General features: G+C 72.5%; 20 protein-coding genes. 13 read left to right on the top strand and 7 right to left on the bottom strand.

All coding sequences use genetic code 11. The annotated features are described in order from the left end of the window. Window positions 1–200: 200 nt before the first annotated feature. Window positions 201–1,199 (bottom strand): lytic polysaccharide monooxygenase, encoded by a 999-nt coding sequence (locus ACHBTE_RS02815; protein WP_394721982.1) that lies wholly within the window; start codon window positions 1,197–1,199, stop codon window positions 201–203. A 388-nt stretch (window positions 1,200–1,587) separates the two neighbouring features. Between ACHBTE_RS02815 and ACHBTE_RS02810 the strand changes: the two genes are divergently transcribed. Further along, a complete protein-coding gene (locus ACHBTE_RS02810) occupies window positions 1,588–3,411 on the top strand; it encodes a S8 family peptidase (RefSeq protein WP_394721685.1) in 1,824 nt (607 codons plus the stop codon). A gap of 170 nt (window positions 3,412–3,581) precedes the next feature. Here ACHBTE_RS02810 and ACHBTE_RS02805 read toward each other — a convergent pair whose 3' ends face one another. After that, on the bottom strand, window positions 3,582–4,259 hold the full coding sequence (locus ACHBTE_RS02805; protein WP_394721684.1) for a ScbR family autoregulator-binding transcription factor: 678 nt from the start codon (window positions 4,257–4,259) through the stop codon (window positions 3,582–3,584). A gap of 180 nt (window positions 4,260–4,439) precedes the next feature. On the opposite strand from ACHBTE_RS02805, the gene ACHBTE_RS02800 reads away from it, so the two are divergent. The 3 genes from ACHBTE_RS02800 to ACHBTE_RS02790 all read left to right on the top strand — a co-directional run bounded on the left by ACHBTE_RS02800 (window position 4,440) and on the right by ACHBTE_RS02790 (window position 7,307). Continuing rightward, a complete protein-coding gene (locus ACHBTE_RS02800) occupies window positions 4,440–5,381 on the top strand; it encodes a ScbA/BarX family gamma-butyrolactone biosynthesis protein (RefSeq protein ID WP_394721683.1) in 942 nt (313 codons plus the stop codon). A gap of 68 nt (window positions 5,382–5,449) precedes the next feature. Further along, window positions 5,450–6,097 carry a ScbR family autoregulator-binding transcription factor gene (locus ACHBTE_RS02795; RefSeq protein WP_394721682.1) on the top strand — a complete coding sequence of 216 codons (648 nt, stop codon included), beginning with the start codon at window positions 5,450–5,452 and terminating at the stop codon, window positions 6,095–6,097. Window positions 6,098–6,119: 22 nt separating this feature from the next. Then, entirely contained in the window at window positions 6,120–7,307 is a 1,188-nt protein-coding gene (locus ACHBTE_RS02790; protein ID WP_394721681.1) for a damage-control phosphatase ARMT1 family protein, read from the top strand. 28 nt (window positions 7,308–7,335) lie between these two features. Here the strand turns inward: ACHBTE_RS02790 and ACHBTE_RS02785 are convergent, their stop codons facing one another. After that, a complete protein-coding gene (locus tag ACHBTE_RS02785) occupies window positions 7,336–8,658 on the bottom strand; it encodes a cytochrome P450 (RefSeq protein WP_394721680.1) in 1,323 nt (440 codons plus the stop codon). Window positions 8,659–8,844: 186 nt separating this feature from the next. Between ACHBTE_RS02785 and ACHBTE_RS02780 the strand changes: the two genes are divergently transcribed. Together ACHBTE_RS02780 and cyc2 are read left to right on the top strand one after the other, a co-directional pair. Beyond that, window positions 8,845–9,129 carry a hypothetical protein gene (locus ACHBTE_RS02780; protein ID WP_394721679.1) on the top strand — a complete coding sequence of 95 codons (285 nt, stop codon included), beginning with the start codon at window positions 8,845–8,847 and terminating at the stop codon, window positions 9,127–9,129. A gap of 191 nt (window positions 9,130–9,320) precedes the next feature. After that, entirely contained in the window at window positions 9,321–11,480 is a 2,160-nt protein-coding gene (gene cyc2 / locus ACHBTE_RS02775; RefSeq protein WP_394721678.1) for a germacradienol/geosmin synthase Cyc2, read from the top strand. 14 nt (window positions 11,481–11,494) lie between these two features. Here the strand turns inward: cyc2 and ACHBTE_RS02770 are convergent, their stop codons facing one another. After that, window positions 11,495–13,021 (bottom strand): hypothetical protein, encoded by a 1,527-nt coding sequence (locus tag ACHBTE_RS02770; RefSeq protein ID WP_394721677.1) that lies wholly within the window; start codon window positions 13,019–13,021, stop codon window positions 11,495–11,497. 70 nt (window positions 13,022–13,091) lie between these two features. Further along, window positions 13,092–13,829 carry a hypothetical protein gene (locus tag ACHBTE_RS02765; RefSeq protein ID WP_394721676.1) on the bottom strand — a complete coding sequence of 246 codons (738 nt, stop codon included), beginning with the start codon at window positions 13,827–13,829 and terminating at the stop codon, window positions 13,092–13,094. A gap of 95 nt (window positions 13,830–13,924) precedes the next feature. Between ACHBTE_RS02765 and ACHBTE_RS02760 the strand changes: the two genes are divergently transcribed. From ACHBTE_RS02760 to ACHBTE_RS02745, 4 genes are all read left to right on the top strand, one after another. Next, window positions 13,925–14,779, top strand: coding sequence for a LysR family transcriptional regulator (locus ACHBTE_RS02760; RefSeq protein ID WP_394721980.1), 855 nt, complete (start codon window positions 13,925–13,927; stop codon window positions 14,777–14,779). A 315-nt stretch (window positions 14,780–15,094) separates the two neighbouring features. After that, a complete protein-coding gene (locus tag ACHBTE_RS02755) occupies window positions 15,095–15,685 on the top strand; it encodes a PDZ domain-containing protein (RefSeq protein ID WP_394721675.1) in 591 nt (196 codons plus the stop codon). Between the two features lie 270 nt (window positions 15,686–15,955). Further along, window positions 15,956–17,083 (top strand): aminopeptidase P family protein, encoded by a 1,128-nt coding sequence (locus ACHBTE_RS02750; RefSeq protein WP_394721673.1) that lies wholly within the window; start codon window positions 15,956–15,958, stop codon window positions 17,081–17,083. Between the two features lie 60 nt (window positions 17,084–17,143). Next, the gene (locus ACHBTE_RS02745) at window positions 17,144–18,088 is read left to right on the top strand and encodes a phosphotransferase family protein (protein WP_394721672.1); all 945 of its coding nucleotides are present in this window, start codon (window positions 17,144–17,146) and stop codon (window positions 18,086–18,088) included. Window positions 18,089–18,173: 85 nt separating this feature from the next. Here the strand turns inward: ACHBTE_RS02745 and treZ are convergent, their stop codons facing one another. Further along, window positions 18,174–19,928, bottom strand: a complete 1,755-nt coding sequence (gene treZ / locus ACHBTE_RS02740) for a malto-oligosyltrehalose trehalohydrolase (protein WP_394721670.1) — start codon at window positions 19,926–19,928, stop codon at window positions 18,174–18,176. A gap of 185 nt (window positions 19,929–20,113) precedes the next feature. On the opposite strand from treZ, the gene ACHBTE_RS02735 reads away from it, so the two are divergent. The 3 genes from ACHBTE_RS02735 (at window position 20,114) to ACHBTE_RS02725 (ending at window position 22,585) form a co-directional block, all read left to right on the top strand. Further along, complete coding sequence (locus tag ACHBTE_RS02735) at window positions 20,114–20,665, top strand: FHA domain-containing protein (protein WP_394721669.1); 552 nt, start codon at window positions 20,114–20,116, stop codon at window positions 20,663–20,665. Window positions 20,666–20,804: 139 nt separating this feature from the next. Then, window positions 20,805–22,175, top strand: a complete 1,371-nt coding sequence (locus ACHBTE_RS02730; protein ID WP_394721668.1) for a M14 family zinc carboxypeptidase — start codon at window positions 20,805–20,807, stop codon at window positions 22,173–22,175. After that, window positions 22,172–22,585 (top strand): SSI family serine proteinase inhibitor, encoded by a 414-nt coding sequence (locus tag ACHBTE_RS02725; protein WP_394721667.1) that lies wholly within the window; start codon window positions 22,172–22,174, stop codon window positions 22,583–22,585. Before ACHBTE_RS02730 ends, ACHBTE_RS02725 begins: the two co-directional genes overlap by 4 nt. Before the next feature lie 114 nt (window positions 22,586–22,699). Here ACHBTE_RS02725 and ACHBTE_RS02720 read toward each other — a convergent pair whose 3' ends face one another. After that, window positions 22,700–23,950 (bottom strand): M14 family zinc carboxypeptidase, encoded by a 1,251-nt coding sequence (locus ACHBTE_RS02720; protein WP_394721666.1) that lies wholly within the window; start codon window positions 23,948–23,950, stop codon window positions 22,700–22,702. Window positions 23,951–24,167 lie beyond the last annotated feature (217 nt).

The following is a 24,167-nucleotide window of genomic DNA, read 5'->3' as shown; positions in this document are numbered from 1 at the left end:
AACTCCCGCTGGGGCGGAGCCAATCGTGTGTGACCACGGGTAGTCAAGTGGACGAACACTGGGCGTGAGGTGTTGCTGCCACTTCGTGATGCGCCGAGGAGGTCCAGACCGGTGAAGCCGCGCACCGGCACCCGTTCAGGTCGCCGGTACGGTCGTCGCGCCCGTCAACTGGCGTATGTCCGAAAGCAGTTCACTGCCGTTCACCTGCGCCGCAACCGCAAGGCGAGGGCGACGCCCCCGATGAGCACCAGTACCCCGGCGGCGCCGCCCGCGACCAGGGGCGCCGAGGCCCCCGTACCGGACCCGTCGGTGGCCGCCACCGGGGTGCTGTCGGAGGCGTCGGCGCTCCGCGCGCGCGGGGTCTCGGCGCTCGCCGGGGCAGAGGGCGTGGGCGTGGCGGTCGTCCGCCGCTTGTCCGTACCCTTCTTGTCCGTCCCCCTCTTGTCCGTCGCCGGGCCGTCGGCCGCACGTCCCTCGTCGCCCGGCCCGGCGTCCGCGGCGCCCGAGGCCGTACGCCCGCCACCGCTCTCCTGGCCGCTCCCGCCGCCACTGTTCCCCTTCGCCGGGAACACCACGTCCGAGCAGGAGTAGTAAGTGTCCGGCGTGCTGCTGTTCTGCCAGATCGTGTACAGCACATGGCGGCCCGTACGGTCGGCCGGGAGCTTCGCCGTGAACCGGTACGCCCCGTCCCTCAGCGCCGGGTCCTTGACCTCGGCGAACGGCCGGTCCGGCAGGTCGGCCCAGGCCAGGGGCTTGGTGGGGTCGTAGCCGGGCTCGGTGAGGTACATCCGGAAGGTGCCCGTGTGCGGGATCGTCGAGACGTACCGCATCGTCACGGTGGAGCTCGGAGCCAGCCGGGTCGACGGCCAGTCGGCGCGGGTCAGGTCCAGGCCCCGGTAGGCGGGAAGTCCGCCGCTGCACAGCTTCCCGTCGGGGACGACCTGGCGGTCGCGGCCGTTCACGTTCGCGATCCTCAAGTTGTCCCACGCCGTGAAGGGCGCGCCGTTCGACCCGACCGCCGCCCGGCAGGCCGCGGACCGGGCGGCGCTGCCGCCGTCCGGCGAGCAGGCGTACACCCGGCTGACCGGATCCGTCGGCGCTCCGTGCGCGTGGGCCGGGCCCGCCGTGCACACCGTGAGCAGCAGTGGCGCGACGGCGGCGGCTGCCACGGCGGTGCGATGCGATCTCATCCAGGGCATCCGGGGCATCCGGAACGTCTCCTCGGCCGGCATGGGAAGGGTCCTCGTGCAGTACGGGAAACAGGCCCGGCGCGTTCACTGCGCACCGAGTCGGACAAAGGCGCTCATTGCCGGTCAACTCGCCGACGTAGAGGGTGTGTTTCCAGCCTGATCGAGGGTTTCCCCTGTATCCCGGTGACCTTCTCTTTGCCTATCGTTCGACCACTGCCGACCCACAGGTAACCCCGAACGGGTCGGTTTCGCGCCAGGCCGGCCATCGCACCCCCCGCACTACGCACGGCCCCCACCCCGCCCTTTTCCGGGTACCCCCCTCCGCTTCGAGGACGAAGCGACTCGACCGCCGCTCCGCGCTGCACCGGAGTACGGCCGGCCACGAAAGGCACCCCCCTTGCGTACCTCCGCATCCTCCAGATCCCCCAGATCCTCCAGACGGAAGCTGATATCCGTCGCCGCGGCCTCCGCGGCGCTCCTCACGGCCGCCACCACCGTCGCCGCGGCCCAGGAACCCGCCGCCCAGGAACCCGCCGCCGTCCCCACGGCACAGACCGAGGCCGCTCCCGGCACCCCCGCCGAGCGCCTGATCGTCGGCTACAAGTCCGGCGCCACCGAGGCCAGGTCGAACAAGGCCGCCGAGGCCGATGCCGCCGCCAAGGGCAAGGAGGCGGGCGAGGACCTCGACTTCCGCCGCCGCCTCGGCTCCGGCGCCGCCCTCGTCGACCTCGGCGAGAAGCTCACCAAGGCGGACGTCGCCGACGTCGTCGCCGAGTACGAGGCCGACCCGCAGGTCGCCTACGTCGTACCGGACCGGCTGAACAAGCCGCTGGCCACGCCGAACGACACCGAGTACGGCAAGCAGTGGGACCTGACCGAGGCCACCGCGGGCATGCGGGTGCCGGGTGCGTGGGACACCGCCACCGGCAGCGGAGTGACCGTCGCCGTCATCGACACCGGGTACGTCAGCCACTCCGACCTCGCCGCCAACGTCGTGGCGGGCTACGACTTCATCTCCGACGCCACCGTCGGCAACGACGGCAACGGCCGCGACAGCAACCCGGCCGACCCGGGCGACTGGACGGCCGCGAACGAGTGCCAGTCCGGAGCCCCGGCCTCCCCCTCCTCCTGGCACGGCACCCACGTCGCCGGCACCATCGCCGCCGTCACGGGCAACAGCAAGGGCATCGCGGGCATCGCCTACGACGCCAAGGTCTCCCCGCTGCGTGTCCTCGGCAAGTGCGGAGGCTACGACTCCGACATCATCGACGCCATCACCTGGGCGTCCGGCGGCACGGTCTCCGGCGTCCCGGCCAACGGCAACGTCGCCAAGGTCATCAACATGAGCCTCGGCGGGGGCGGCAGCTGCACCACCGCGACCCAGAGCGCGATCAACGCCGCCGTGAACCGCGGCACCACGGTCGTCGTCGCCGCGGGCAACAGCAACGCCAACGCCGCGAACTACTCGCCGGCCGGCTGCAACAACGTCATCAGCGTGGCGGCTGCCGACCGCCAGGGGAACCGCTCCTACTACTCCAACTACGGCTCGGTCGTCGACATCGCCGCGCCCGGCGGAGAGACCGACTCCGCCGCCTCGAACGGCATCCTGTCCACGCTGAACTCCGGCCGGCAGGGCCCGTCCACCGAGAACTACGACTTCTACCAGGGCACCAGCATGGCCGCCCCGCACATCGCGGGCCTCGCCGCGCTGATGAAGTCGGCCAACGCGTCCCTGACCCCGGCGCAGATCGAGTCGGCGATCAAGACCAACTCCCGTACGCTGCCCGGCACCTGCTCAGGTGGCTGCGGCGCGGGCCTGGCGGACGCGGCCAAGACGGTGCAGGCGGTGAGCGGCAACGGCGGCTCCACGGGGGGCACCACCTTCACCAGCACCTCCGGCGTCTCCATCCCGGACAACGGCGCCGCGGTCGAGTCCCCGATCACCGTCACCGGCCGCAGCGGCAACGCCCCCTCGGCCCTGAAGGTCGGCGTGGACATCACCCACACCTACCGCGGTGACCTGGTCGTCGACCTCATCGCCCCGGACGGGACGAGCTACCGGCTGAAGGCCGCCAGCTCCTCGGACTCCGCGGACAACGTCAACACCACCTACTCGGTGAACGCCTCCGGCGAGAGCGCCAACGGCACCTGGAAGCTGCGTGTCCAGGACACCGCCGCCCAGGACACGGGCCGGATCAACAGCTGGAAGCTGACCTTCTGAGGACAGCCGAACGCGCGCCCTGACCGGGCGCGCACCAAGACGGGCGGGCCGGCCGGTGCGGATGGGGCATCGGCCGGCCCGTCATTTCGCGACACCGGGGGGCGCAGAGCTCGCAGAAGGATAAAGGGCCGCCGCCCGTGGAAACCGCCCCTCCGGTCGGTGCCGTTCACTCAGCGTGCCGACAGATCCACGGCGACCTGCTGGACGTCGTCCGCGTCGAGGGCTGCCAGGATGCGGGCCCCACGATCGGGCTCCCGGTCGATGGCGGTGAGCAGGGCCGGTACCGCGATGCTCGGCAGGAAGTGTCCCCACAGCACCGAGATCCGCTCCGCCAGATCCTCCCGCCCGGTCAACGCCCGGGACATCAGCTGAACGCCGGCGAACGCGCCGACCAGGAGCTCCACCGTCTCCCTGATCCGCACGGTGGGCAGCAACTCGCCCTGCTCACGGGCCTGTTCGAACAGCCCCGCCAGATGGTCGGCCCACTGCCGGAACGGTCCGGCATGGTCGACGCCGGGCGGCGCGCTCTGGTCCACCGCCAGTCGCACACTGCCCTTGAGCAGCGAGTTGCCGAGCAGCCGCTGCCCGAACACAAAGGTGATGTCGACGAGTTCCTGAAGCTTGCACGGCTGGGGCGGCACCGCCCCGAGCGACAGCTGCTCGTCCAGCACGGCCTGGGCGAGGGACTCCTTGGACGGGAAGTGGAAGTACAGGGCGCCTTTGGTCACTTCGGCCCGCTCCAGGACCATCGCAATGGTGGTCGCGGTGTACCCGTGCTCGTCGAAGACCGCGCCGGCGGCCTCCAGAATCACCCTTCGCGTTCTGATGGCGCGCTCCTGCCTCGCCATAACCGCCCCTCCGCTGCGCCGAGTCGACCCCTGCGCCCGGCGTGCGCCGGAGCGGGTTCGGGCACGCCGGGCGACCCGAGGCCGCATTGAAAACAAACCGGTCGCCTCGTACTCTAACGCTCGCGGCACGGGAACCTCGCCGTCTGTCAACGTACACACGGGGGACCCAAGGAGGGGGACATGCCTCATCCGCGGCCACTCGCCACGACCTTGCTCGCCCAGGCTCCGACGGGGCCGGACGGCCTGACCGCCACCGTACCCCGCCAGCTCGTCCATCGCGCCTCGGTGGCCGAGACGCTGCTCATAGGGGGGAGCCGTACCGCCGGCGACCGGTTCACGATCCTCGCCCAATGGCCGCGCGCTCACCAGTTACACGTGTCTCCGGACCGGTCGGCCTACGAGCCCCTGCTCGTCGCGGAGACGGTCCGTCAGGCCGGCGCCCTCCTCGCGCACACCGCCTACGACGTGCCGCTGGGCCACCAGTTCGTGCTCAGGGAACTACGGCTCACCACCCGCCCCGAGCGGCTCGCCGTCGGCCTCGCACCCGCCGAACCCGTCCTTCATGTCACCGTCCGCGACCTCGACCTCCGCGGGGGCCGCCCGGCCGGATTCAGCTACGACGCGGATATCCGGCTCGACGGGGAGAGCGTCGCGACCGCGCACATATCGGCCACCTGGACGAGCGCGGCCGTCTACCGCCGGCTGCGCGGCGGCCGTACCGCGGACACCGTGTCCGCACTGCCGGTGCCGCCCGGACTCGCGCCGGCCGAGGTGGACCGCGCGCTGCCGCCGGACGTCGTGCTCGCCCCGACCGATCACCCCGACCGCTGGCAGCTCCGAGTCGATACCGCACATGCTGTTTTCTTCGACCATCCGCTCGACCATGTCCCGGGCATGCTGCTGCTGGAGGCGGTCCGCCAGGCCGTCCGAGCCCGCACGTCCGACGACGGCCGAGTGCCCGTCTCCTTCTACGGCGCCTTCCACCAGTACGCCGAACTCGACAGGCCCACTTGGATCGAGGCGTTCGACAAGCAGGGCGAGCACGGCACCGATGTCCAAGTCCTCGGGCAGCAGGGGGATTCGACGGTCTTCGAGTGCGCGGTCGGAATCGCGCGGCGGTGAGCTATCGTGTACGCGGAGTCAAAAACAAACGGCATGACCCGTTCTTTTCAGGCCCAGGAGTACAGCCGATGGCGAGGCAGTTACGCGCCGAACAGACCCGCACCACGATCCTCACAGCCGCCGCCGAACTGTTCGACCGTCAGGGCTATGAGTCGACCAGCCTCAGCGACATCGTCGAGCACGCCCAAGTCACCAAAGGCGCCCTCTACTTCCACTTCGCCGCGAAGGAGGACCTCGCCCAGGCCATCATGGAGCTCCAGTCCAGGGCGTCGCGGCAGGTGGCGAGGGAGATGGACGCCCGGGGCCACAGCTCGATGGAGGCCCTGATCCGCACGACGTTCGGCATCACCCGCCTCTCCGTCGAGGGCCCGATACCCAGGGCCGGCCTTCGTCTGGCCACCGGGGGAGTGGTGATACGACCGCCGTTGCGGCACCCCTACGTCGAGCTCCTGGACATCACCACCCGCAAACTCCTCGGCGCCGCCAAGGAGGCCGACATCCACCCGGACGTCGACATCGAGGCGGCGGCCCACTCCCTCGTCTGCTTCTTCGTCGGCACCCGCGTCGTCGGCCGTTCCCTCGAACCCGTCGTGCGCCAGCCCCGCAGAGTGGCCGAGATGTGGCACATCATGATCCGCGGGCTGGTCCCGGTGCCCCGCAGAGCCCGCTATCTCACGCTCGCGACACAGCTGGAGCGGGAGATCAGAGCCGGATGACGCCCGCGATACCGTGAGCCGCATGCCCGACAGGTCCGACACCCAGCTCGCGCCCGTACTCCGCGGCGACCAACCCGGCTCGTTCCCGCACAGCGTCCTCGCAGAGCGGCATCCCGCGATCATCCGGCAGGTCCGGGAATCCTTCCCCTACGGCCCCGAGCAGCACCGCGCGCTGGACGCACTCCTCGCGAGCTGCACCGACGGCGTCATCGAACCGCTGCCCGCCGACGCCCACGACCGGGACCGCTGGACCTCGTGGGGCGCCGAGGCCCACACCGGGCGTTCCTGGTTCGACGTGCCGTGGCTGTGGTCGGAGAGCTACTTCTACCGTCAACTCCTCGAAGCCGTCGGCTACTTCTCCCCAGGGCCCTGGCAGGGCATCGACCCGTTCCGCCCGTCCAAGCTGGCCGAACTCGACGCACCGGAGACCGGCGAGGAACTGGCCGCCCTCGACGCCCTCGCCGGCCGGCCCGCCGACGAACAGGACCGGGCACTGCTGCACGGCTCCCTGTGGGGCAACCGCGCCGACCTGGGCTTCCGACTGTCGGCCGCCCAGGGCGAGGCCCCCTCGGACCCGCCGCCCCTCGTGGCCGACGACAGCGAGACCCTCTGGTCGCTGCTCCCGCCCTCCGGGTCGGCCGACCTCTGTCTGATCGCCGACAACGCGGGCCGCGAACTCGTCCCCGACCTGCTCCTCATCGCCCGGCTCCTCACCGAGGGGCGCGTCCGGCGGGCTACCCTGCACGTCAAGCCGTACCCCTACTACGTCTCCGACGCCACGCACGCCGACGTACTGGACGCCCTGCGCCGGCTGACGGCCGCACCCGGAGCCGCCGCGATCCACGGACGCACCCTCTGGTCGGCCCTGACGGACGGCCGTCTCACCGTCCGCGCCCACCCGTTCTCCAGCGCCCCGCTGCCGTTCTCGGACATGCCCGGCGATCTGCGCGAGGAGCTCGCCGCGGCCACCCTCACCGTCGTCAAGGGCGACCTCAACTACCGCCGGCTCGTCGGCGACCGGAGCCGGCCGCCGACCACGCCGTTCGCCGATGTCACCGCCCACTTCCCCGGCCCGGTCGCCGCCCTGCGCACCCTGAAGTCCGACGTGATCACCGGGCTGGACGCGGGCACGGAGGCGGCGCTGGTCGAGGCGCAGGGGCAGAAGTGGCGGACCGCCGGGACACACGCGCTGATCCAGGTGCGGACCTGAACGACCGCACCGGCTCGCCCGGCCGCCCTCAGACGATCCGCACGGGCAGCGACTTCAGACCGTTGATGAAGTTCGACATCAGCCGTCCGGGCGGACCGGCGGGCCGCAGCACCGGCAGGGCCCGCAGGGCTTCCCGGTGGAGCGCCCGCAGCTGGAGCCGGGCGAAGTGCGCGCCCAGGCAGACGTGCGGGCCGCCGCCGAAGGAGACATGCGGGTTCGGGGTGCGGGACAGGTCGAGCCGGTCCGGATCGGTGAAGACCCGCTCGTCACGGTTGGCGGAGGCATGGAAGACGACCACCTTGTCACCGGCGCGGATACGCCGCCCCGCCAGCTCCGTGTCGTGCGCGGCGGTACGGCGGAAGGTGAGGACCGGCGGGTGCAGGCGCAGCAACTCATCGACGGCCGCGTCCAGTTGCGCCCGGCCCGCCTTGCCCGCGCGCAGCCGCGCATACGCCTCCGGGTGCTCGGCGAGAACCAGCAGCCCGCCCGGCGCCGCGCTGCGGACGGTGTCGTTGCCCGCGACCGTGAGCAGGAAGAAGAACATCGCCAGCTCGGGGCCGTCGAGTTCGGCGTCCAGCGCGAGGGTGGTCATCACATCGTCGCCCGGGAACCGGCGTTTGTGCGCGGCCAGTTGCCCCGCGTAGTCGAACATGTCCCGCAGCAGCGCCGGTGACCGCGGATCGACCGGCCGGCCCTGCGCGTCCAGGACCGGGGCGCCCGCCTCGTCGGGGTCCTGGTAGCCGATGACCCGCTGCGTCCAGTGCAGCAGCAGCCCGCGGTCGCCCTCCGGCACGCCCAGCAGGTCGGCGAGGTTGAGCAGGGCGTAGTCGTCCGTCACGGCGGAGACCAGGTCGACGGTGCCGTCGGTCGCGCGGGCGATGTCCAGCGCCCGCGTCAGCAGCGTACGGGCCCGGCCTCGCGCGATGTCGGTGAACCGGTCGACCCGGCCGGGGGTGAAGGCCCGGCTGACGAGCCGCCTCAGCCTGCCGTGCGCCGGCGGATCCTGATTGAGCATCATCCGCCTGATGAACGGCAGGTCCTCCGGATCCGGGTCACGGATCTGCGTCGCGCCGAGGTGGGAGGAGTACGTCGTCGAGTCCTTGAGCACCCGCACCACGTCCGCGTGCCGGGTCACCGCCCAGAATCCGGGGCCGGCCGGCCAGCCCAGCACCTCGGGCTCGTCCTGCCAGGCCACCGGGTGACGGTCGCGCAGCACGCGATAGGCGTCGTAGGGCACTGCGGTGGCGTACTGCCGGGGGTCGAACACATCGGGGACGCCGCCGGCCCGCTGCCCGGTCCTTTCCCTGGCGTGCGGCTCGTGAGGCTCGTGCGGGAGCGGGGAGGAGGCCATGCGACCAAGGTGGCGTACATCGGCTAAGACCGGCAGATTGACGCGGCAGGGTTCGTGTGCCCTCCGATCGGATCATCGACAGGGCTTTTCCAGTGATTTACGCCGGCCTGAGCACCCAGCACTCGCCACGGCGGGTACGCCTGCGCGGACGACGGCACCGCGATGCACGAGACGAGGAGTTGAGCCATGTACGCAGTGGTCCGGCGGTACGAGGGCGTGACCGACCCGGGTGAGGCGGGGCGCCGGGTGAACGAGGAGTTCGTGCCGCTCCTGCGCCAGGTCCAGGGTTTCGTGGCCTACTACTGGGCCGACGCCGGGGGCGGGGTGATGGTGTCGACCGGTGTCTTCCAGGACCGGGCCGGAGCCGAGGAGTCGACCGACAGGGCGCGGGACTTCGTACGGGACCGTCTCGCCGCCCTGCTCCCGAATCCGCCCCAGGTCACGGCGGGCGAGGTCGTGGCCCACTCCTAGGCCCTGTCGTCAAATTCCCGCCTGCCGTGCGGGCGGACGACGAAATTTGACGACAGGGCCTAGCGGACCGGGTGTGCGGCGGAGAGGGGCCGGTCCGGGCGGAGCTCCAGGTTCGCCCTTGATTCACGCGATGGTGTGATCATGTCCCGGGCGGTGGATGCCTGTTGAGGACCGGGGGTAGGGCCCCGGCCATGACGCAGCAGCCCTTCGAACTCCCGCACTTCTACATGCCGTATCCCGCGCGGCTGAACCCACATGTCGACGAGGCCCGCGCCCATTCGACCCGGTGGGCCCGTGAGATGGGCATGCTGGAGGGGTCCGGGGTCTGGGAGCAGGCCGACCTGGACGCGCACGACTACGGCTTGCTCTGCGCCTACACCCACCCCGACTGCGACGGCCCCGCCCTCTCCCTCATCACCGACTGGTACGTGTGGGTCTTCTTCTTCGACGACCACTTCCTGGAGCTCTTCAAGCGCACCCAGGACCGCATCGGCGGCAAGGCCCATCTGGACCGGCTCCCGTTGTTCATGCCGATGGACCTGTCGACTCCGATGCCGGAGCCTCGGAACCCGGTCGAGGCGGGCCTCGCCGACCTGTGGACGCGCACGGTGCCCTCGATGTCGGCCGACTGGCGCCGGCGCTTCGCCGTCGCCACCGAGCACCTCCTCAACGAGTCGTTGTGGGAGCTGTCCAACATCAACGAGGGCCGTGTCGCCAACCCCGTCGAGTACATCGAGATGCGCCGCAAGGTGGGCGGCGCCCCCTGGTCGTCGGGCCTCGTGGAGTACGCGACGGCCGAAGTCCCCGCCTCGGTCGCCGAGACGCGGCCGCTGCGGGTCCTGATGGAGACCTTCTCGGACGGCGTCCATCTGCGCAACGACCTCTTCTCCTACCAGCGCGAGGTGGAGGACGAGGGCGAACTCAGCAACGGTGTCCTGGTGCTGGAGACCTTCTTCGGCTGCACCACCCAGGAGGCCGCCGACACCGTCAACGACGTCCTCACCTCCCGCCTCCACCAGTTCGAGCACACCGCCCTCACCGAGGTCCCCGCAGTCGCGCTCGAGCAGGGCCTGACCCCCCAGGAGGTCGCCGCGGTAGCCGCCTACACCCGGGGGCTCCAGGACTGGCAGTCCGGTGGCCACGAGTGGCACATGCGCTCCAGCCGGTACATGAACGAACGTGCCGAACTCACCTCGCCGTGGCGGGGCCCGACCGGCCCCGGCACCTCCGCGGCCGACATGAGCGCCCTGCTCGCGGCGGCCGGCGCCGAACGTCTGCGTGCCTACACGCATGTGCCGTTCCAGAAGGTCGGCCCATCCCGGCTGCCCGACTTCTACATGCCCTTCCAGGTGGAACTCAGCCCGCATCTGGACGGCGCCCGGCGCCGTCTCATCGAGTGGACGCACCGCATGGGCATCCTCCATGAGGGCGTCTGGGACGAGGACAAGCTCGCCGCCTACGACCTTCCGCTCTGCGCGGCCGGCCTGGACCCCGACGCGACGCCCGCTGAGCTGGACCTCAGCTCGCAATGGCTGGCCTGGGGCACCTACGGCGACGACTACTATCCGCTCGTGTTCGGCCAGCGTCGCGACCTGGCCGCCGCCCGGCTGACCACCCGACGGCTGTCGGCGTGCATGCCCCTCGACGGCGAGGTGGGCACCGTCCCGCTCGACGCAATGGAACGCGGACTCACCGACCTGTGGGCACGTACCACGGCGGACATGACCCCCCGGCACCGGCGCTTCCTCAAGGACGCGGTGAACGTCATGACCGAGAGCTGGGTGTGGGAGCTGTCCAACCAGCTCCAGAACCGCATCCCCGACCCGGTCGACTACCTGGAGATGCGCCGCGCCACCTTCGGCTCCGACCTCACCCTGAGCCTGTGCCGGATGGGCCACGGCCCCGCCGTGCCGCCGGAGGTGTACCGCAGCGGACCCGTCCGCTCCCTGGAGAACGCCGCGATCGACTACGCCTGCCTGGTCAACGACGTCTTCTCCTACCAGAAGGAGATCGAGTACGAGGGTGAGATCCACAACGCCATCCTCGTCGTGCAGAACTTCTTCAGCATCGACTACCCGACCGCCCTGAACGTCGTCCATGACCTGATGACCCAGCGCATGCAGCAGTTCCAGCATGTGGCCGCGCATGAACTACCCATCATGTACGAGGACTTCAAACTCTCGGCCGAGGCCCGGGAGATCATGGGGAACTATGTGACCGACCTTCAGAACTGGCTGTCCGGGATCCTGCACTGGCACCGGGAGGTCGATCGCTACAAGGCCCCGTATCTGGCCCGCCGCGCCCACGGCTTCCTCCCGGACCGCCCGCCGGCCGTCCCCGCCCTGCGCTGAGGGCGTGCCCGCGCTCAGCCGAGCCGTCGCACCAGCGCGGCCGTCTCCTCGGCGGGCTCTCGGACGCCGTGCGCGGCGTTCTCCGAGAGCCCGCCGAGTATCGCGTCGGCGGCCTTGAGCAGAGCACGGGACTCCTCCGGCCGGCGGGCCTCGGACAGGGCGCGGGTCAGTGCGTAGTGTTCCTCGGCGATGAAGCGGCCGAGGTTCACGCCCTGCCAGTGACGCAGGGAATCGTCTCCGGGCGCCGCCAGGATGCCGCGCAGAGCGGCCAAGGTGTCTGCGGACCGGGGGAGCTGGTTCGCCGCACGCTCCAGACCTGCCTGCTCCAGGAGGGCCGAGACCCGGTCCCACGCGGATTCCTGCAACGCGCTGTACAGGCGCTGGGCGCGCAACGCCTGGAGGTGGTCGCCGAGCTCCTCGAAGTCACGGGCCAGCGCGCGCAGCGGGGCGGCGGCCCGCGACCGCGGGGCGCCGGGCGGGCGGAGCCTGCTTTGGTCCATCACGATGTCGTCGAGGTCCCGGATCAGCGCGACCCGGGCGAGTTCCGTCATCCCTTGGTCGCGGGCCAGGTCGGTCCATGTGTGCAAAGGCTCGTCCGCGGGGTCCGTGCCGAACAGCGAGTCGTCCAGCTCCTGCGCCCAGCCACGCAACTCGGCGGCACTCGCGCCGGGTGCGGGGATACCGCCGAGGCCGCACGCGGTGTCGAAGTCCGTCTCGCGCACCTCCTGGAGCAACGGCAGATCCCTGGTGTCCCCGCGCAGGCCCACCAGCACGGCCGCGAGCCGCAGTTCGTCCGTCATCGACGACTTGGTCTCGTGCCGCAGCAGATGCCGCAGCAGCTCCAGGTCGCCCTCGGCGCGGTCGAACTGCGCGGCCCGCAGAGCGAGTCGACGCCGCACGGGATCATCCGTGACCGCATCCCAAGCCGCCCCGTCGCCCGCCCGCAGCAGGGCGAGGTCGGCGTGGCCCGCCGCGAGGACCGGCTCCCACAGTGGACCGCTCGGCGGGCCGATGCGTGTGTACGCGCATCCCTCATGCGCGTTGAGGAGCACGAAGTCCGGTTCGGTGCGCAGCAGAGCGGCATGCAGCATGCCCACGAGCTCGACCGGGGAGCGGTCGGGCAGGCCCAGCGCGGCGCGGAGCTCGGCCCGCTCCTCATCGAACCCGTAGCTCTCCTGGATCTCGCTCTCGATCTCCGCGACGCGCGCCAGGATCTCCTCCGCGCCCGCGTCCGGCGTCAGGAGCGTGTATTCGTGCCAGCCGGGCAGGCCGATCATGATCTCGAGCGCCTCGTCGACACCGGAGCCGATGATCCCGGCGCCGCCCTCCGAGTCGGCGTACAGCATCGAGCCGTCCGCGCACACGAAGTACGTACCGCCCGTGTCGTCCCCCGCCACCACCTCCAGCGGTCCGCCCGAGGCGAGGCGGACCTCCTCGACGTGGCCATGGGCCGCACGGTCCAGGTCGAAGCCGAAGGGGAAGGCGGCCAGTTCGGCCAGGCGGGAATGCCGCCGGAGCAGCCGCAGCGCGTGATCGGTCATGTCACAGAACGTAACAGCGGCCACTGACAACGAGTCCCGGCCGAGCGCCGCACATCTGCCCCGCCGACCGCTACACGCTCTGCCGAACCGCCTCCGCGGCGTGGGCGACGGCGGCTCGTGCCAGGGCCCGGACGACCGGATGCGGGTACGAGGCGTCGTCGCCGGACAACTCCGGCTGGAAGAGAGTGGCCAGGAAGAAGGGATGGCCCGGCAGTTCGGCGATCCGCACGTGCCCGTCCTCGTCGTGTCCCGAGAAGCGCAGCCCGTGGGCGCGCAGGACGGCGAGATGGCGGGAGGGGCCGTAGGCACAGAAGTAGCGTTCGACGGTCCGCTCCGAGCCGGTCACCGCGTGGGCGAGCGAACCGGGTTCGATCCGCACGGCCGCCTCGTGGCCGACCAGCGAGCACGCCAGCGGCTCGATGAGGAAGTCGTCGGCGCCGGGGTCGTTCTCGGCGTGGGCCACACGGGTCAGGCCGCACACGTCACGCGCGTACTCGAGGAGGGCGTGCTGAAAGCCGCCGCACGTGCCGAGAAAGGGGATCTTCGCCTCCCGCGCGGTGCGGATCGCGCGCAGCACGCCCGCCTCGCTGCGGTAGGGGCTGCCGGGCAGCACCCACACGGCGTCGAAGCCGCGCACCGCGTCCTCGGTCTCCGCGTCCCGCGACGGGATCCAGTAGGCGTCCAGCACGAGCCGTTCGCGCTGCGCGAGGGCGTCCAGCAGAAGCGGCACGCGCGTGTGCGAGGCGACGTTGGGGGAGCGGTCCCCGACCAGGGCGAGCCGGGCCGGCCGCGCGGCGGCGTTCGTCATGGCCCTCATCCTGGGCGCGTCCCGCACTTCAGGTCCAACGATGATCCATGCACCCGCGATAAGCAGAACTGATGCCGTCCGGGATGCTGTCCGGCATGGACCCGCACCTGCTGCGCACCTACGTCACCGTCGCCCGCCTCTGCTCCTTCTCCGAGGCCGCCCGCGAGCTGGGCTACACCCAGTCGGCGGTGTCCCAGCACATCGCCGCACTCGAACAGGACCTCGGAGCCCCCCTGCTCACCCGTCGCCCCGTCGCGCCCACGGCGGCCGGCGAGCGGCTCCTGGAACACGCCGGCCCCCTGCTGCTGCGCCTGGAAGCGGCCCGCGCGGACGTCGTACGGCTGGCTGCCGCGCCCCGCCACGAACTCACCCTCGCGGCCACCCCGACCGCGCTCTCACCCCGCGTCCTGGCCGCCCTGCCGGCCTCCGGCACCACCCTGCGCGTGCTGCCGCGCGACGAGATTCCCGCGGCCGTCGCCACCGGCACCGCGGACGTCGGCCTCGTGGACGGCCTCACCGCCCCCAGCGACCCGCTGCGGCTGCCCGACGTGGCACCGCTGACCAGCCACGGCATCGGAGAGGAGCCGGTGTGTGTCCTGCTGCCCGACGGCCACCCGCTCGCCCGGCGCCCGGGCCTGCGTCTCGACGACCTCGCCGACGCCCGCTGGCTGGACGCCCCCGACGCGGGCCTGCCGCTCACCCACCTGCGCGCCGCGAACGGCGGCCACGGCTTCCGGCCCGCCCTGCGCTACGAGGGCGCCGACCTGCGCGCCCTCACCGCCCTGGCCGCGGCGGGTCACGGCCTGACCCTGCTGCCGCGCCGGGCGGCCACCGGGGTGCCCGGCACCGTCGCGGTGCCGGTCGCGGAGCCGCGTGTCGTGCACCGGACGGAACTGGTGTACGCGGGGGCGCTCGGGGGAGCCGCGCAGGCGTTGGCCGAACGGCTGTGAGGTGCGGGCGCAGGGGGGTGGCCGCCGGTCGCTCCGCCCCGGCCCGGGTGGACGCCGGTCGTTTCGGCCCGGTCGGGTGGCGGCCGGTCGTTCCGCCCCCCGCCGGGTGCCCGCCCGTCATACCGCCCCGGCCGGGTGGACGCCGGTCGTTTCGCCCCGGCGCACGGTCGCGGTTCAGGCCGAGCGCCCCCTGCCCGACGTCCCGTTTCCGCCGTGATGCCTATGGCTTCCCGCTGTTGACCACCGGTCAGTCTCACTCGATCGTGGCTCGTTGTGCGCCGGTGCGCAGGGTAGTCACCAGCCGGAGGCGATCCGATGGAACAGACTGCGTTGCGACCCAAGCCCATGCCAGGTCAGCGGCCCGATCACGACACCAAGCCCGACCCCGGCGCACGGCGCCCGCACGCCGCGCCCCGCGGACGCTGCCGTCGGCTCACCACCGTCCTGGCCGCCGTGCTGCTCGGAGTGGTCCTGCTGCTGTCCGGGGTCGGCCTCGGCACCGTGGGGGTCACCGTGATCGGCATGAGCAGACTCGCCGAAGTCCAGCGACAGCCCGGGCCCGGCGCTCCGGGAGGCCCGGCGACCCCGGCACAGCACGGTCCCTCGGCCGCACCGTCCCCGACCACCGCACGGGTGCCCGTCGTCGCGACCCTGGGCGTGGAGGCCGTGGACGACGCGAAGCCCGGGGCCCGGCTGGTCGGCGTCCATGTTCCCGGCCCCGGCTACGCGGCCGGTCTGATCAGGGGAGATGTGATCCTCGCGTTCGGCAGGACCCGCATCGACACGGCCGCCGACCTCGCGCGCGCGGTCGCCGACGCCCGCCCGGGCCGCGAGGCCGTGCTGACGGTGCGCCACCGCAGCGGCGGCTACCAGCAGCTGACGGTGGTCCCGGGCGTCGTCGTCTGAGCCCACGCCGTCCTCTGAGCCAGGACCGTCCTCTGAGTCAGGACCCCGTCCTCGGCAACGAGACCGGTGTCTTCGCCACGTCCTTACAGGTCTCCGGCGGAGTACCGCTGCTCCTCGGCGTCCGCATGGCCCTGGAGAGCCGACACCGTGCCCGCCCACGGGCCGGCATGGACGGCGTCGGCCGATGAAAACCCGCCGACCGGCTCGCGCCGCCCCCGCCGTCCGGGCAGGATGCTGCCCGTAGTCCTCATCGCGCCCAGGGAGGCCCGGATGACCGGTACCGCACCCGCGCCCTTCACCGCCGACGACTACCGGGCCCGTATGCGACGTGCGGCGCGGACGGCCGCCGACGCCGGGCTGGCCGGTCTCCTGGTGGCTCCCGGCCCGGATCTCGTCTGGCTCACCGGTTACGCGCCGACCGCGGAGACCGAACGCCTCACCCTGCTGGTCCTCGTCCCCGGCCAGGACCCCGTCCTCGTCGTCCCCGCCCTGGAGGCCCCGGACGCCGCGAAGGCCGCCGGCGCGCCCGGCCTCACCCTGCGCGACTGGACCGACGGCAAGGACCCCTACGCCGCCACCGCCGCCCTCCTCGACGCCGGCGGCCGGTTCGGCATCAGCGACAACGCCTGGGCGATGCACCTGCTGGCCCTCCAGAAGGCACTGCCCGGTACCTCCTACGCCTCCCTCACCGACGTCCTGCCGATGCTGCGGGCCGTCAAGGACGCCGCCGAACTGGAGCTGATGGCGGCTGCGGGAAGGGCCGCGGACGCGACGTTCGAGGAGATCCTGAAGGTTCCCTTCGGCGGTCGCCGGGAGTCCGAGGTCGCGGCCGACCTCGCCGGTCTGCTGCGCCGGTTCGGCCATTCCCAGGTCGACTTCACCATCGTCGCCTCCGGACCCAACGGCGCCGACCCGCACCACGAAGTCGGGGACCGCGTGATCGAGCGCGGCGACATGGTCGTCCTCGACTTCGGCGGTCTGAAGGACGGCTACGGCTCCGACACCTCCCGCACCGTGCACGTCGGGGAACCCACCGACGAGGAGCGCCGCGTCCACGACCTGGTGCGCGAGGCCCAGGAGGCAGGCTTTCGCGCCGTGCGGCCGGGCGCCGCCTGCCAGGACGTCGACCGAGCCGCCCGCGCGGTCATCGCGGACGCCGGGTACGGCGAGTACTTCATCCACCGCACCGGGCACGGCATCGGCGTCACCACGCACGAACCGCCGTACATGATCGAGGGCGAGGAGCAGCCCCTCGTGCCCGGCATGTGCTTCTCCGTGGAACCCGGCGTCTACCTGCCCGGCCGCTTCGGAGTGCGCATAGAGGACATCGTGACCGTCACCGAGGACGGCGGCCGGCGGCTGAACGACACGACCCGCGAGATGGTCCTGGTCGGCTGACCCGGCCGGCGACCCGGAGCAAGGAGCCCCCGTAGACCCCCGAGCGACAACGGCGCGACCATGACCCAGGCACCGACACCCACCGCGGACACCGTCCGACGACTGGTCCGTTCCCTGCTCAAGGACGGCGCCGGCGGCTCGGCGGGCCCCGAGATCCGGCCCGCCTCCCCGGGCGCCGAACCCGCCACCTGGCTGGTCGGCGCCCGCCATGTGCTGCGCCTCGCCCCCGACCGTGAGGCCGCCGTCAGCCAGCGCCGCGAGCTGCGCCTGCGCGACCTCGTCCGCCCGCACGTCCCGGTCGCGGTGCCGACGAGCGTCGCGTACGGGGAGTGGGCGCCCGGCCTCACGTACACCCTGGACGCCAAGGTGCCCGGTGGTTCGGGCGGCGAGCACGACGTGTCCGCCGTCGGCGAGGCCGACCTCGCCGGCCTGCTCACCGGGCTGCGCGAGGTCCCCGTACGGCAGGCCGAGACGCTCGGGGTGCCCCGTACCGCCCCGCGCTCCCTGGAAGCCCTGCGCAGGGCCGCCGAGAGCGCCGCCGGACGCCTCGCCGCCGCCGACGAGTTCGACGCGGCCCGGATGCGCCAGCTGACCCAGCCGGCCGCCGTGCAGCTGGCCGCCCAGCCCGGCACCGCGACCCTCGTCCACCACGCCCTCACCGGCGACCACCTCGTCGTCGGCGTCGACGGCCGGGTGCGCGGCGTCCTCGGCTGGGCCGACTCGGTCGTCGGCGACCCCGCCGAGGACATCGCCGGCCTGGCCCTCGCCGTCGGCTCCCCGGCCGCCGTCCGCGCCGCCACCCTGGCCGGCTACGGCGCCCGCCCTTGTCTGCGCGGCCTCTGGCTGGCCCGCTGCGACGCCGTGACCCGCCTCGCGGACCGTCTCGAGGGCAAGGGCGAGACGCCAGCGCCCCTGCTGCGGACCCAGCTGCGGCACGCCTGGGAGGCGATCCTGCTGGAGCGGGTGACGGAGTTCAGGGAGGACGAGGGCGCGGACGAGCCGTAGGCCGGGTGGCCGGGTGGCCGGGAGGCCGGACCCGGACCGCCCGGCTCCGGTCCGGCTCCGGGCGGGCGGGACCGGCGGTGGCCGCTCAGCCCTGCAGCAGCACCACAGCCGACTCCCCGGGCACCTGGAGCACCCCGTCCGCACCCGGCGCCTCCACGGGCTCCCACGCGGCCAGTACGGTCGCCGTGCGGGGCCCCAGCGGGATCGCGGCGGGCTCCCCGGCGAGGTTGACCGCCACGCGTACGTCGCCACGGCGGAAGGCGAGCCAGCGCTCCCGCTCGTCGTAGGCCACCTTGATGTCGGCCAGGTCGGGATCCGTGAGGTCGGGGTGCTCGTGGCGCAGCGCGATCAGACGGCGGTACCAGGCCAGCACGCGCGCGTGGGGCTCGCGCTCGGGCTCGGACCAGTCGAGGCAGGAGCGATCCCGGGTCGCCGGGTCCTGCGGGTCGGGCACGTCCTCCTCGGCCCAGCCGTGCGCCGCGAACTCACGGCGTCTGCCCCGCCGTACCGCCTCGGCGAGCTCCGGGTCGGTGTGGTCGGTGAAGAACTGCCAGGGCGTGCCCGCAGCCCACTCCTCGCCCATGAACAGCATCGGGGTGAACGGCGCGGTCAGCGTCAGCGTGGCCGCGCAGGCCAGCAGCCCGGGCGACCCCGGCAGGAACGCGGCGGCCAGGCGGTCGCCCTGGGCGCGGTTGCCCACCTGGTCGTGGGTCTGGCTGTAGCCGAGGAGGCGGTGCGCGCCCACGCGTGTGCGGTCCAGCGGGCGCCCGTGGCGGCGCCCCCGGAAGCTGGAGTACGTGCCGTCGTGGAAGTAGCCGCCCGTCAGGGTCTTGGCGAGGGCCGTCATCGGGGCTCGGCCGAAGTCGGCGTAGTAGCCCTGCGACTCACCGGTCAGCGCGCTGTGCAGGGCATGGTGGAAGTCGTCGTTCCACTGGGCGTGCAGACCGAGGCCGCCCTCCTCGCGCGCGGTGATGAACCGGGGATCGTTGAGGTCGGACTCGGCGATCAGGAACAGCGCCCGGCCGGCGTCGGCGGCGAGGGCGTCGACGGCCGTCGACAGCTGCTCCAGGAAGTGGCACGCGCGCGTGTCCACCAGCGCGTGCACCGCGTCCAGACGCAGCCCGTCGAGTCGGTAGTCCCGCAGCCAGGCCAGCGCGCTGTCCACGAGATAGGCGCGCACCTCGTCGGAGCCGGGCGCGTCCAGGTTGACGGCGGAGCCCCAGGGCGTGTGATGCGTGTCCGTGAGGTAGGGCCCGAAGGCGGGCAGATGGTTCCCCGACGGGCCGAAGTGGTTGTGGACGACATCGAGCACCACACCGAGGCCCAGTTCGTGCGCCCGGTCGACAAAGCGTTTCAGCGCCTCGGGGCCGCCGTACGGCTCGTGCACGGCCCACAGCGACACGCCCTCGTAGCCCCAGCCGTGCCGGCCGGGGAAAGGGCTCAACGGCATCAACTCGACGTGTGTCACACCCAGTTCGGCGAGGTGGTCGAGCCGCTCGGCGGCCGCGTCCAGCGTGCCCTCACGCGTGTACGTGCCGACATGCAGCTCGTACAGCACGGCGCCCGGCAGCGGGCGCCCCGGCCACTCGACCCGCCAGGTGTACCGCCCCTGGTCCACGACCGCGCTCAGCCCGTCCGGGCCGTCCGGCTGCCTGCGGGAGCGCGGATCGGGCAGCACGGGGCCGTCGTCCAGCGCGAAGCCGTACCGTGTCCCGTCCCGTGCCTCCGCCTCCCCCCACCACCATCCCGCGCGATCGGGATCGCGCTGCAACGCGTGCGTGGCGCCCTCGCAATGGAGCGTCACACGGCCGGCCTGCGGTGCCCACACCTCGAACTGCACGGACGGTTCCCCTTCGTCTGCTCACCGTGATGTAGCCCGTCCATGGTGCTCCAAACGAGATCAATCCGCTTTTGAATCTTCCCTTTTGCGGCGGGTGTCGCGGCCGGTCCCGCCGATCACGCGCGCGTGGCGGCCGTTTCCCTGTTTTCTGGACACCTGGGGTCCACTGACCGACAATCAGCACCGTGACGTCGTCCTTCGAGTTCAACACGTACCCCGCGCGGCTCTCCGACGCGGAGCGCGACAAGGCGCTTCAGGTGCTCCGCGACGGCGTCGCCATGGGCCGGCTCTCGCACGACACGTTCGTGCGCCGCATGGAGCTCGCCCTCGCCGCCCGCCGCGCCGACGAGCTCGCCGTGCTCACCGCCGACCTGCCCGTCGAGAGCCGGATGTCGCGTCTGGTGTTCGGCACCGTCGAGGCGCTCTCCGGCTTCACCGTACGGCTGCGCCGGGCCTGGCAGGCCGAGCGGCTGCCCAAGCTGCTGCTGCCGCATCCCGGTGCCGGCCATCCGCTGCGCATCGGCCGTGACCCCGCCAACGGGCTGCGGCTGACCCACGAGACCGTGTCGCGGGTGCACGCCGAACTGAGTCATCAGGCCGGCATGTGGGTCCTGCGCGACCTCGGCTCCACCAACGGCACCACGGTCAACGGACGCCGGGTCATCGGTGCCGTCGTGGTCCGCGAGGGCGACCAGGTCGGGTTCGGCCGGATGTCGTTCCGGATCGCCGCGCACTGAGCCGAACCGCAGCTGTGGCCTTGGCTTTACTTGACGCGTTGAGTCAAGTCCCTTTGACCTTCTGCGGTGTTGACGTACTCGTCAAGTCGTGACTGACTGTGCGTACACCATGCACACCAGGTGAATCGACGGCACCACATTGTGGAGGTGTGCCCTGCCGCCCCTCCTGCGCTACCCGACCGTCGACGAGCTGGGCGCCCGCGCAGCCGCGCTCGTCGCCCGCCGGCCCCGTGACGCGCGGCTGCGTCGCGTGGGGGCGTCCCGCGCCGGCACACCCCTGTGGCTGCTGTCCGTCGGACACGGCAGCCGCCAGGTCCTCGTCGTGGCCGGCCCGCACGCCAACGAACCGGTCGGCGGCGCGACCGTACTGCGACTGGCCGAACGCGTCCTGGCCGACCCCCGCCTGCACGAGGGCGCCGACGCCACCTGGAACCTGCTGCTGTGCCTGGACCCCGACGGCCTGCGCCGCAACGAGGGCTGGCTGCACGGCCCGTACGCCCTGGGCGGCTACTTCCGGCACTTCTTCCGGCCCGGCTTCCTGGAGCAGCCCGAATGGCTGCCCGACGGCGCGTCCGCCGCCACGCTGCCCGAGACCCGCGCCCTGCTCGACCTCCAGGACGAACTGCGGCCCTTCCTCCAGTGCTCCCTGCACGGCGTCGACGTCGGCGGCGGCTTCGTCGAGCTGACCCACGACCTCCCCGGTCTCGCCCAGCGGGTCGCGCACAGCGCCGCCCGCCTCGGCATCCCACGCGAGCTCGGCCCGTACGACACCCTCTACTGGCCGGAACTGGGGCCCGCCGTCTACCGCATCCCGAGGCCGCGCCGGGGCGACCTCGCCGCGGCCATCACCGAGGCGGCCGTCGAGTCGACCTGGTTCCATCCACACCGGCACGGCACGATCACGGCCGTCGTCGAGGCCCCCATGTGGGGCGTACCGGCCGTGGAGGACGGCGCTCCGCACGCCGATGAGGAAACGGTCCTGCGCATGGTGAGCCACACCCTGCGCCACGATGCCCGGGTCCTGGACCGGCTGCTGGCGCGACTGCGGCCACATCTGCCCGTCGGCACGGAGACGGCCCGGCTGCTCGCCCCCGTCGACGACTATTTACTGGTCTGCCCCGGGCTCGCCGACACCTGGGACCCCGACGTCCCGGTCACCGTCGGCGCCCGCCCCCTCCCGCCGCTCAGCACCGCCCACCTGGCCGCGCTGCGCATAGCGGGCCGCCGCCTCGCCCTGCGTACGGCCGGGCTGCTGCACCAGCTCGTCACGAGCGCCGACCGCGATCCGGTGGGGGCGCTGCCGGAGCTGGACCGGCTGCTCGACGAGTGGTGCGAGGACTACCGTGACGGCTGCGGCGCCCGCTGGATCCCGGTCGCGCGCCAGGTGGAGTACCAGTCGCGGGTCGTGCTCGCCACGTTCGAACTCGCCGGACGGTACGCGCCCGCGTGCTCCCGTTCGGGTGAGTCGGGCTGGAATGCCGGTGCCGCCGTGCCGATGCATCGGGAATGACCCTAAGCATCACAGTGCTACGAGGCGGTCTGCTCGCCGCAGCCGCCGCCCTCGCTCTCGGCACGGCCGTGCCCCAGGCGGCGGCCCAGGAATCCGACAGCGGCAACTGGCTCTTCGTCACGGTCACCCGCGGCGAACGCCACCACGCCGATGCCCCCGGCAGGCTGCTGCTGTGCGACCCGCCCCAGGGCCACCGCAAGGCCGCCGAGGCCTGCGCCGAGCTCGACCGGGTCGGCGGTGACATCCGCCGGCTCGAGCGCCCGGAGGCCTTCTGCCCGATGATCTACGCGCCGGTGACCGCCCACGCGCGCGGAGAGTGGAACGGCCGGCCCGTCGAGTACCACGAGACGTTCTCGAACGGATGCGGACTGGCGGCCCGCACGGGTGCGGTGTTCGCGGTGGACGGCTGACGCCGCCTGCGCCTGCTCACGGTGCCGCACGCGCGCGTGGCGCGGCGCTTCACGCTGCTTGGTCAGACCGCCCGGTCACGCGGCCCGGTCACGCCGCTGGGCCACGCGGGCCGTTCACGCCGCCCGGTCACGCGCGTGCAAGGCCGCCGCGAGGACCGTACGGGACTGGTGCTCGATCTGGTGCTCCAACGGCACCCAGCGGGCACGGAAGCGTTCGGCGAAGGCGTCGCTCCAGGTCGCCACCCGGTGATCGAGGCGCGGCGCCGCGCTGTCGCCCGCTTCCTGAAGGACCCGCAGCAGCATCGCCGCGGCGCGCAGCGGCAGCCTCCGCCCGAAGGCGTCCACACTCCCGATGTACGCCCTGGTGTCGTTGGCCGGTGGAGTGTGCATCCAGTCGGCGGCGAGCCCCGGCACCAGCTCCAGGGCCCACTTCGCCGCCCGTAACAGGGGCCCCTCGAAGCCGTCCAGGCGGGGAAGAGCCTCGCGGAACACCCGCTCCACCTCCAGACCGTCCTGCCGCAGTCGCGCGGCCAGCCGCCGCATCGCCCCGGCTGGGTCCGGATGCGGCGCCGGATCGTCCACCAGGTCGCTCGCCCACATCGGCACCTCGACGACCGCGGTCAGACCGCCGTACCGGTGCACGTGGTACCAGGTGCTGCTGCGGGCGTCGTCCGGCATGCTCGGATACGCCGCGCCCGCTCCCGGCGCGGGCATCACGTGCACCCCGGGTCCGGCCGCGGGCCAGCCCGCCGCGTCCGAAGCGCCGGTCTCCACCGGGATGTGCAGTTCCGCAGCGGACTTCGCGAACGGCTCTGCCAGACCCGGCACGTCCTTCGTCAACTGCACCCAGCTGCCGCCCAGGTCGGTGCCGTGCAAGGTCACCTGGAGGTAGGGGCGCAGCTCGTCGATGACGCGGGTCAGAACGCGCGTCTCGGGCGGCAGCCGGTCCGGCGGCAGCGCGGCCGGCGCCCACTCCGGCTGCTCCTCGGCCGCCGGCCGGAAGAAACCCAGGTGGTAGTCGTACAGGCTGCGTGGGGCCGGGGTGACGTGCAGGCTCGCTCCGTCCGGGTCGGCGCACAGCAGGAAGTGCCACGAGGTGTCGGTGCGTAACTCCGGTTCGCGCAGGACGCGTTCGGCGACCGCGAGGAGGGTGGAACTGCCCGTGGGTTCGTTGGCGTGGGCGCCCGCCACCACCAGCACGGCACGCCGGGCATGACCCATGGACAGCAGTTGGAGGGGCCTGCCGGCCCGGGAGGTCCCCACTTGTCTCAGCGTGCACAGGCCGGGCCGGTGCGCGGCCAGCGCCCGGGCGGACCGGACCAGTTCGGGAAGGGCGAGATAGCGCAGCTCCGGCAGGAGACTCACCCCCGTCACATCCGCCTGGCTTCGCAATCCGCAGTACCCCACGGTCTGGTTGAGGTGTCAAGGAGTTCGCGGGGCGCCTCCAGAGGGCGCCCGGTTGCATTGGCTCCTGAGAGGCGGGGGCGAAGGCATCCGGGGCCGGCGGTTCCGTTCTGCCGTGGGGCGAGGGTGACTTCCGGGCCGGGAGCGACGGCACGCGACGCCACGAGAGACGGCACCA

This window comes from Streptomyces sp. M41 (assembly GCF_043673425.1).
GTDB lineage: Bacteria > Actinomycetota > Actinomycetes > Streptomycetales > Streptomycetaceae > Streptomyces.
This window is presented reverse-complemented; position numbering and strand designations above follow the sequence as displayed.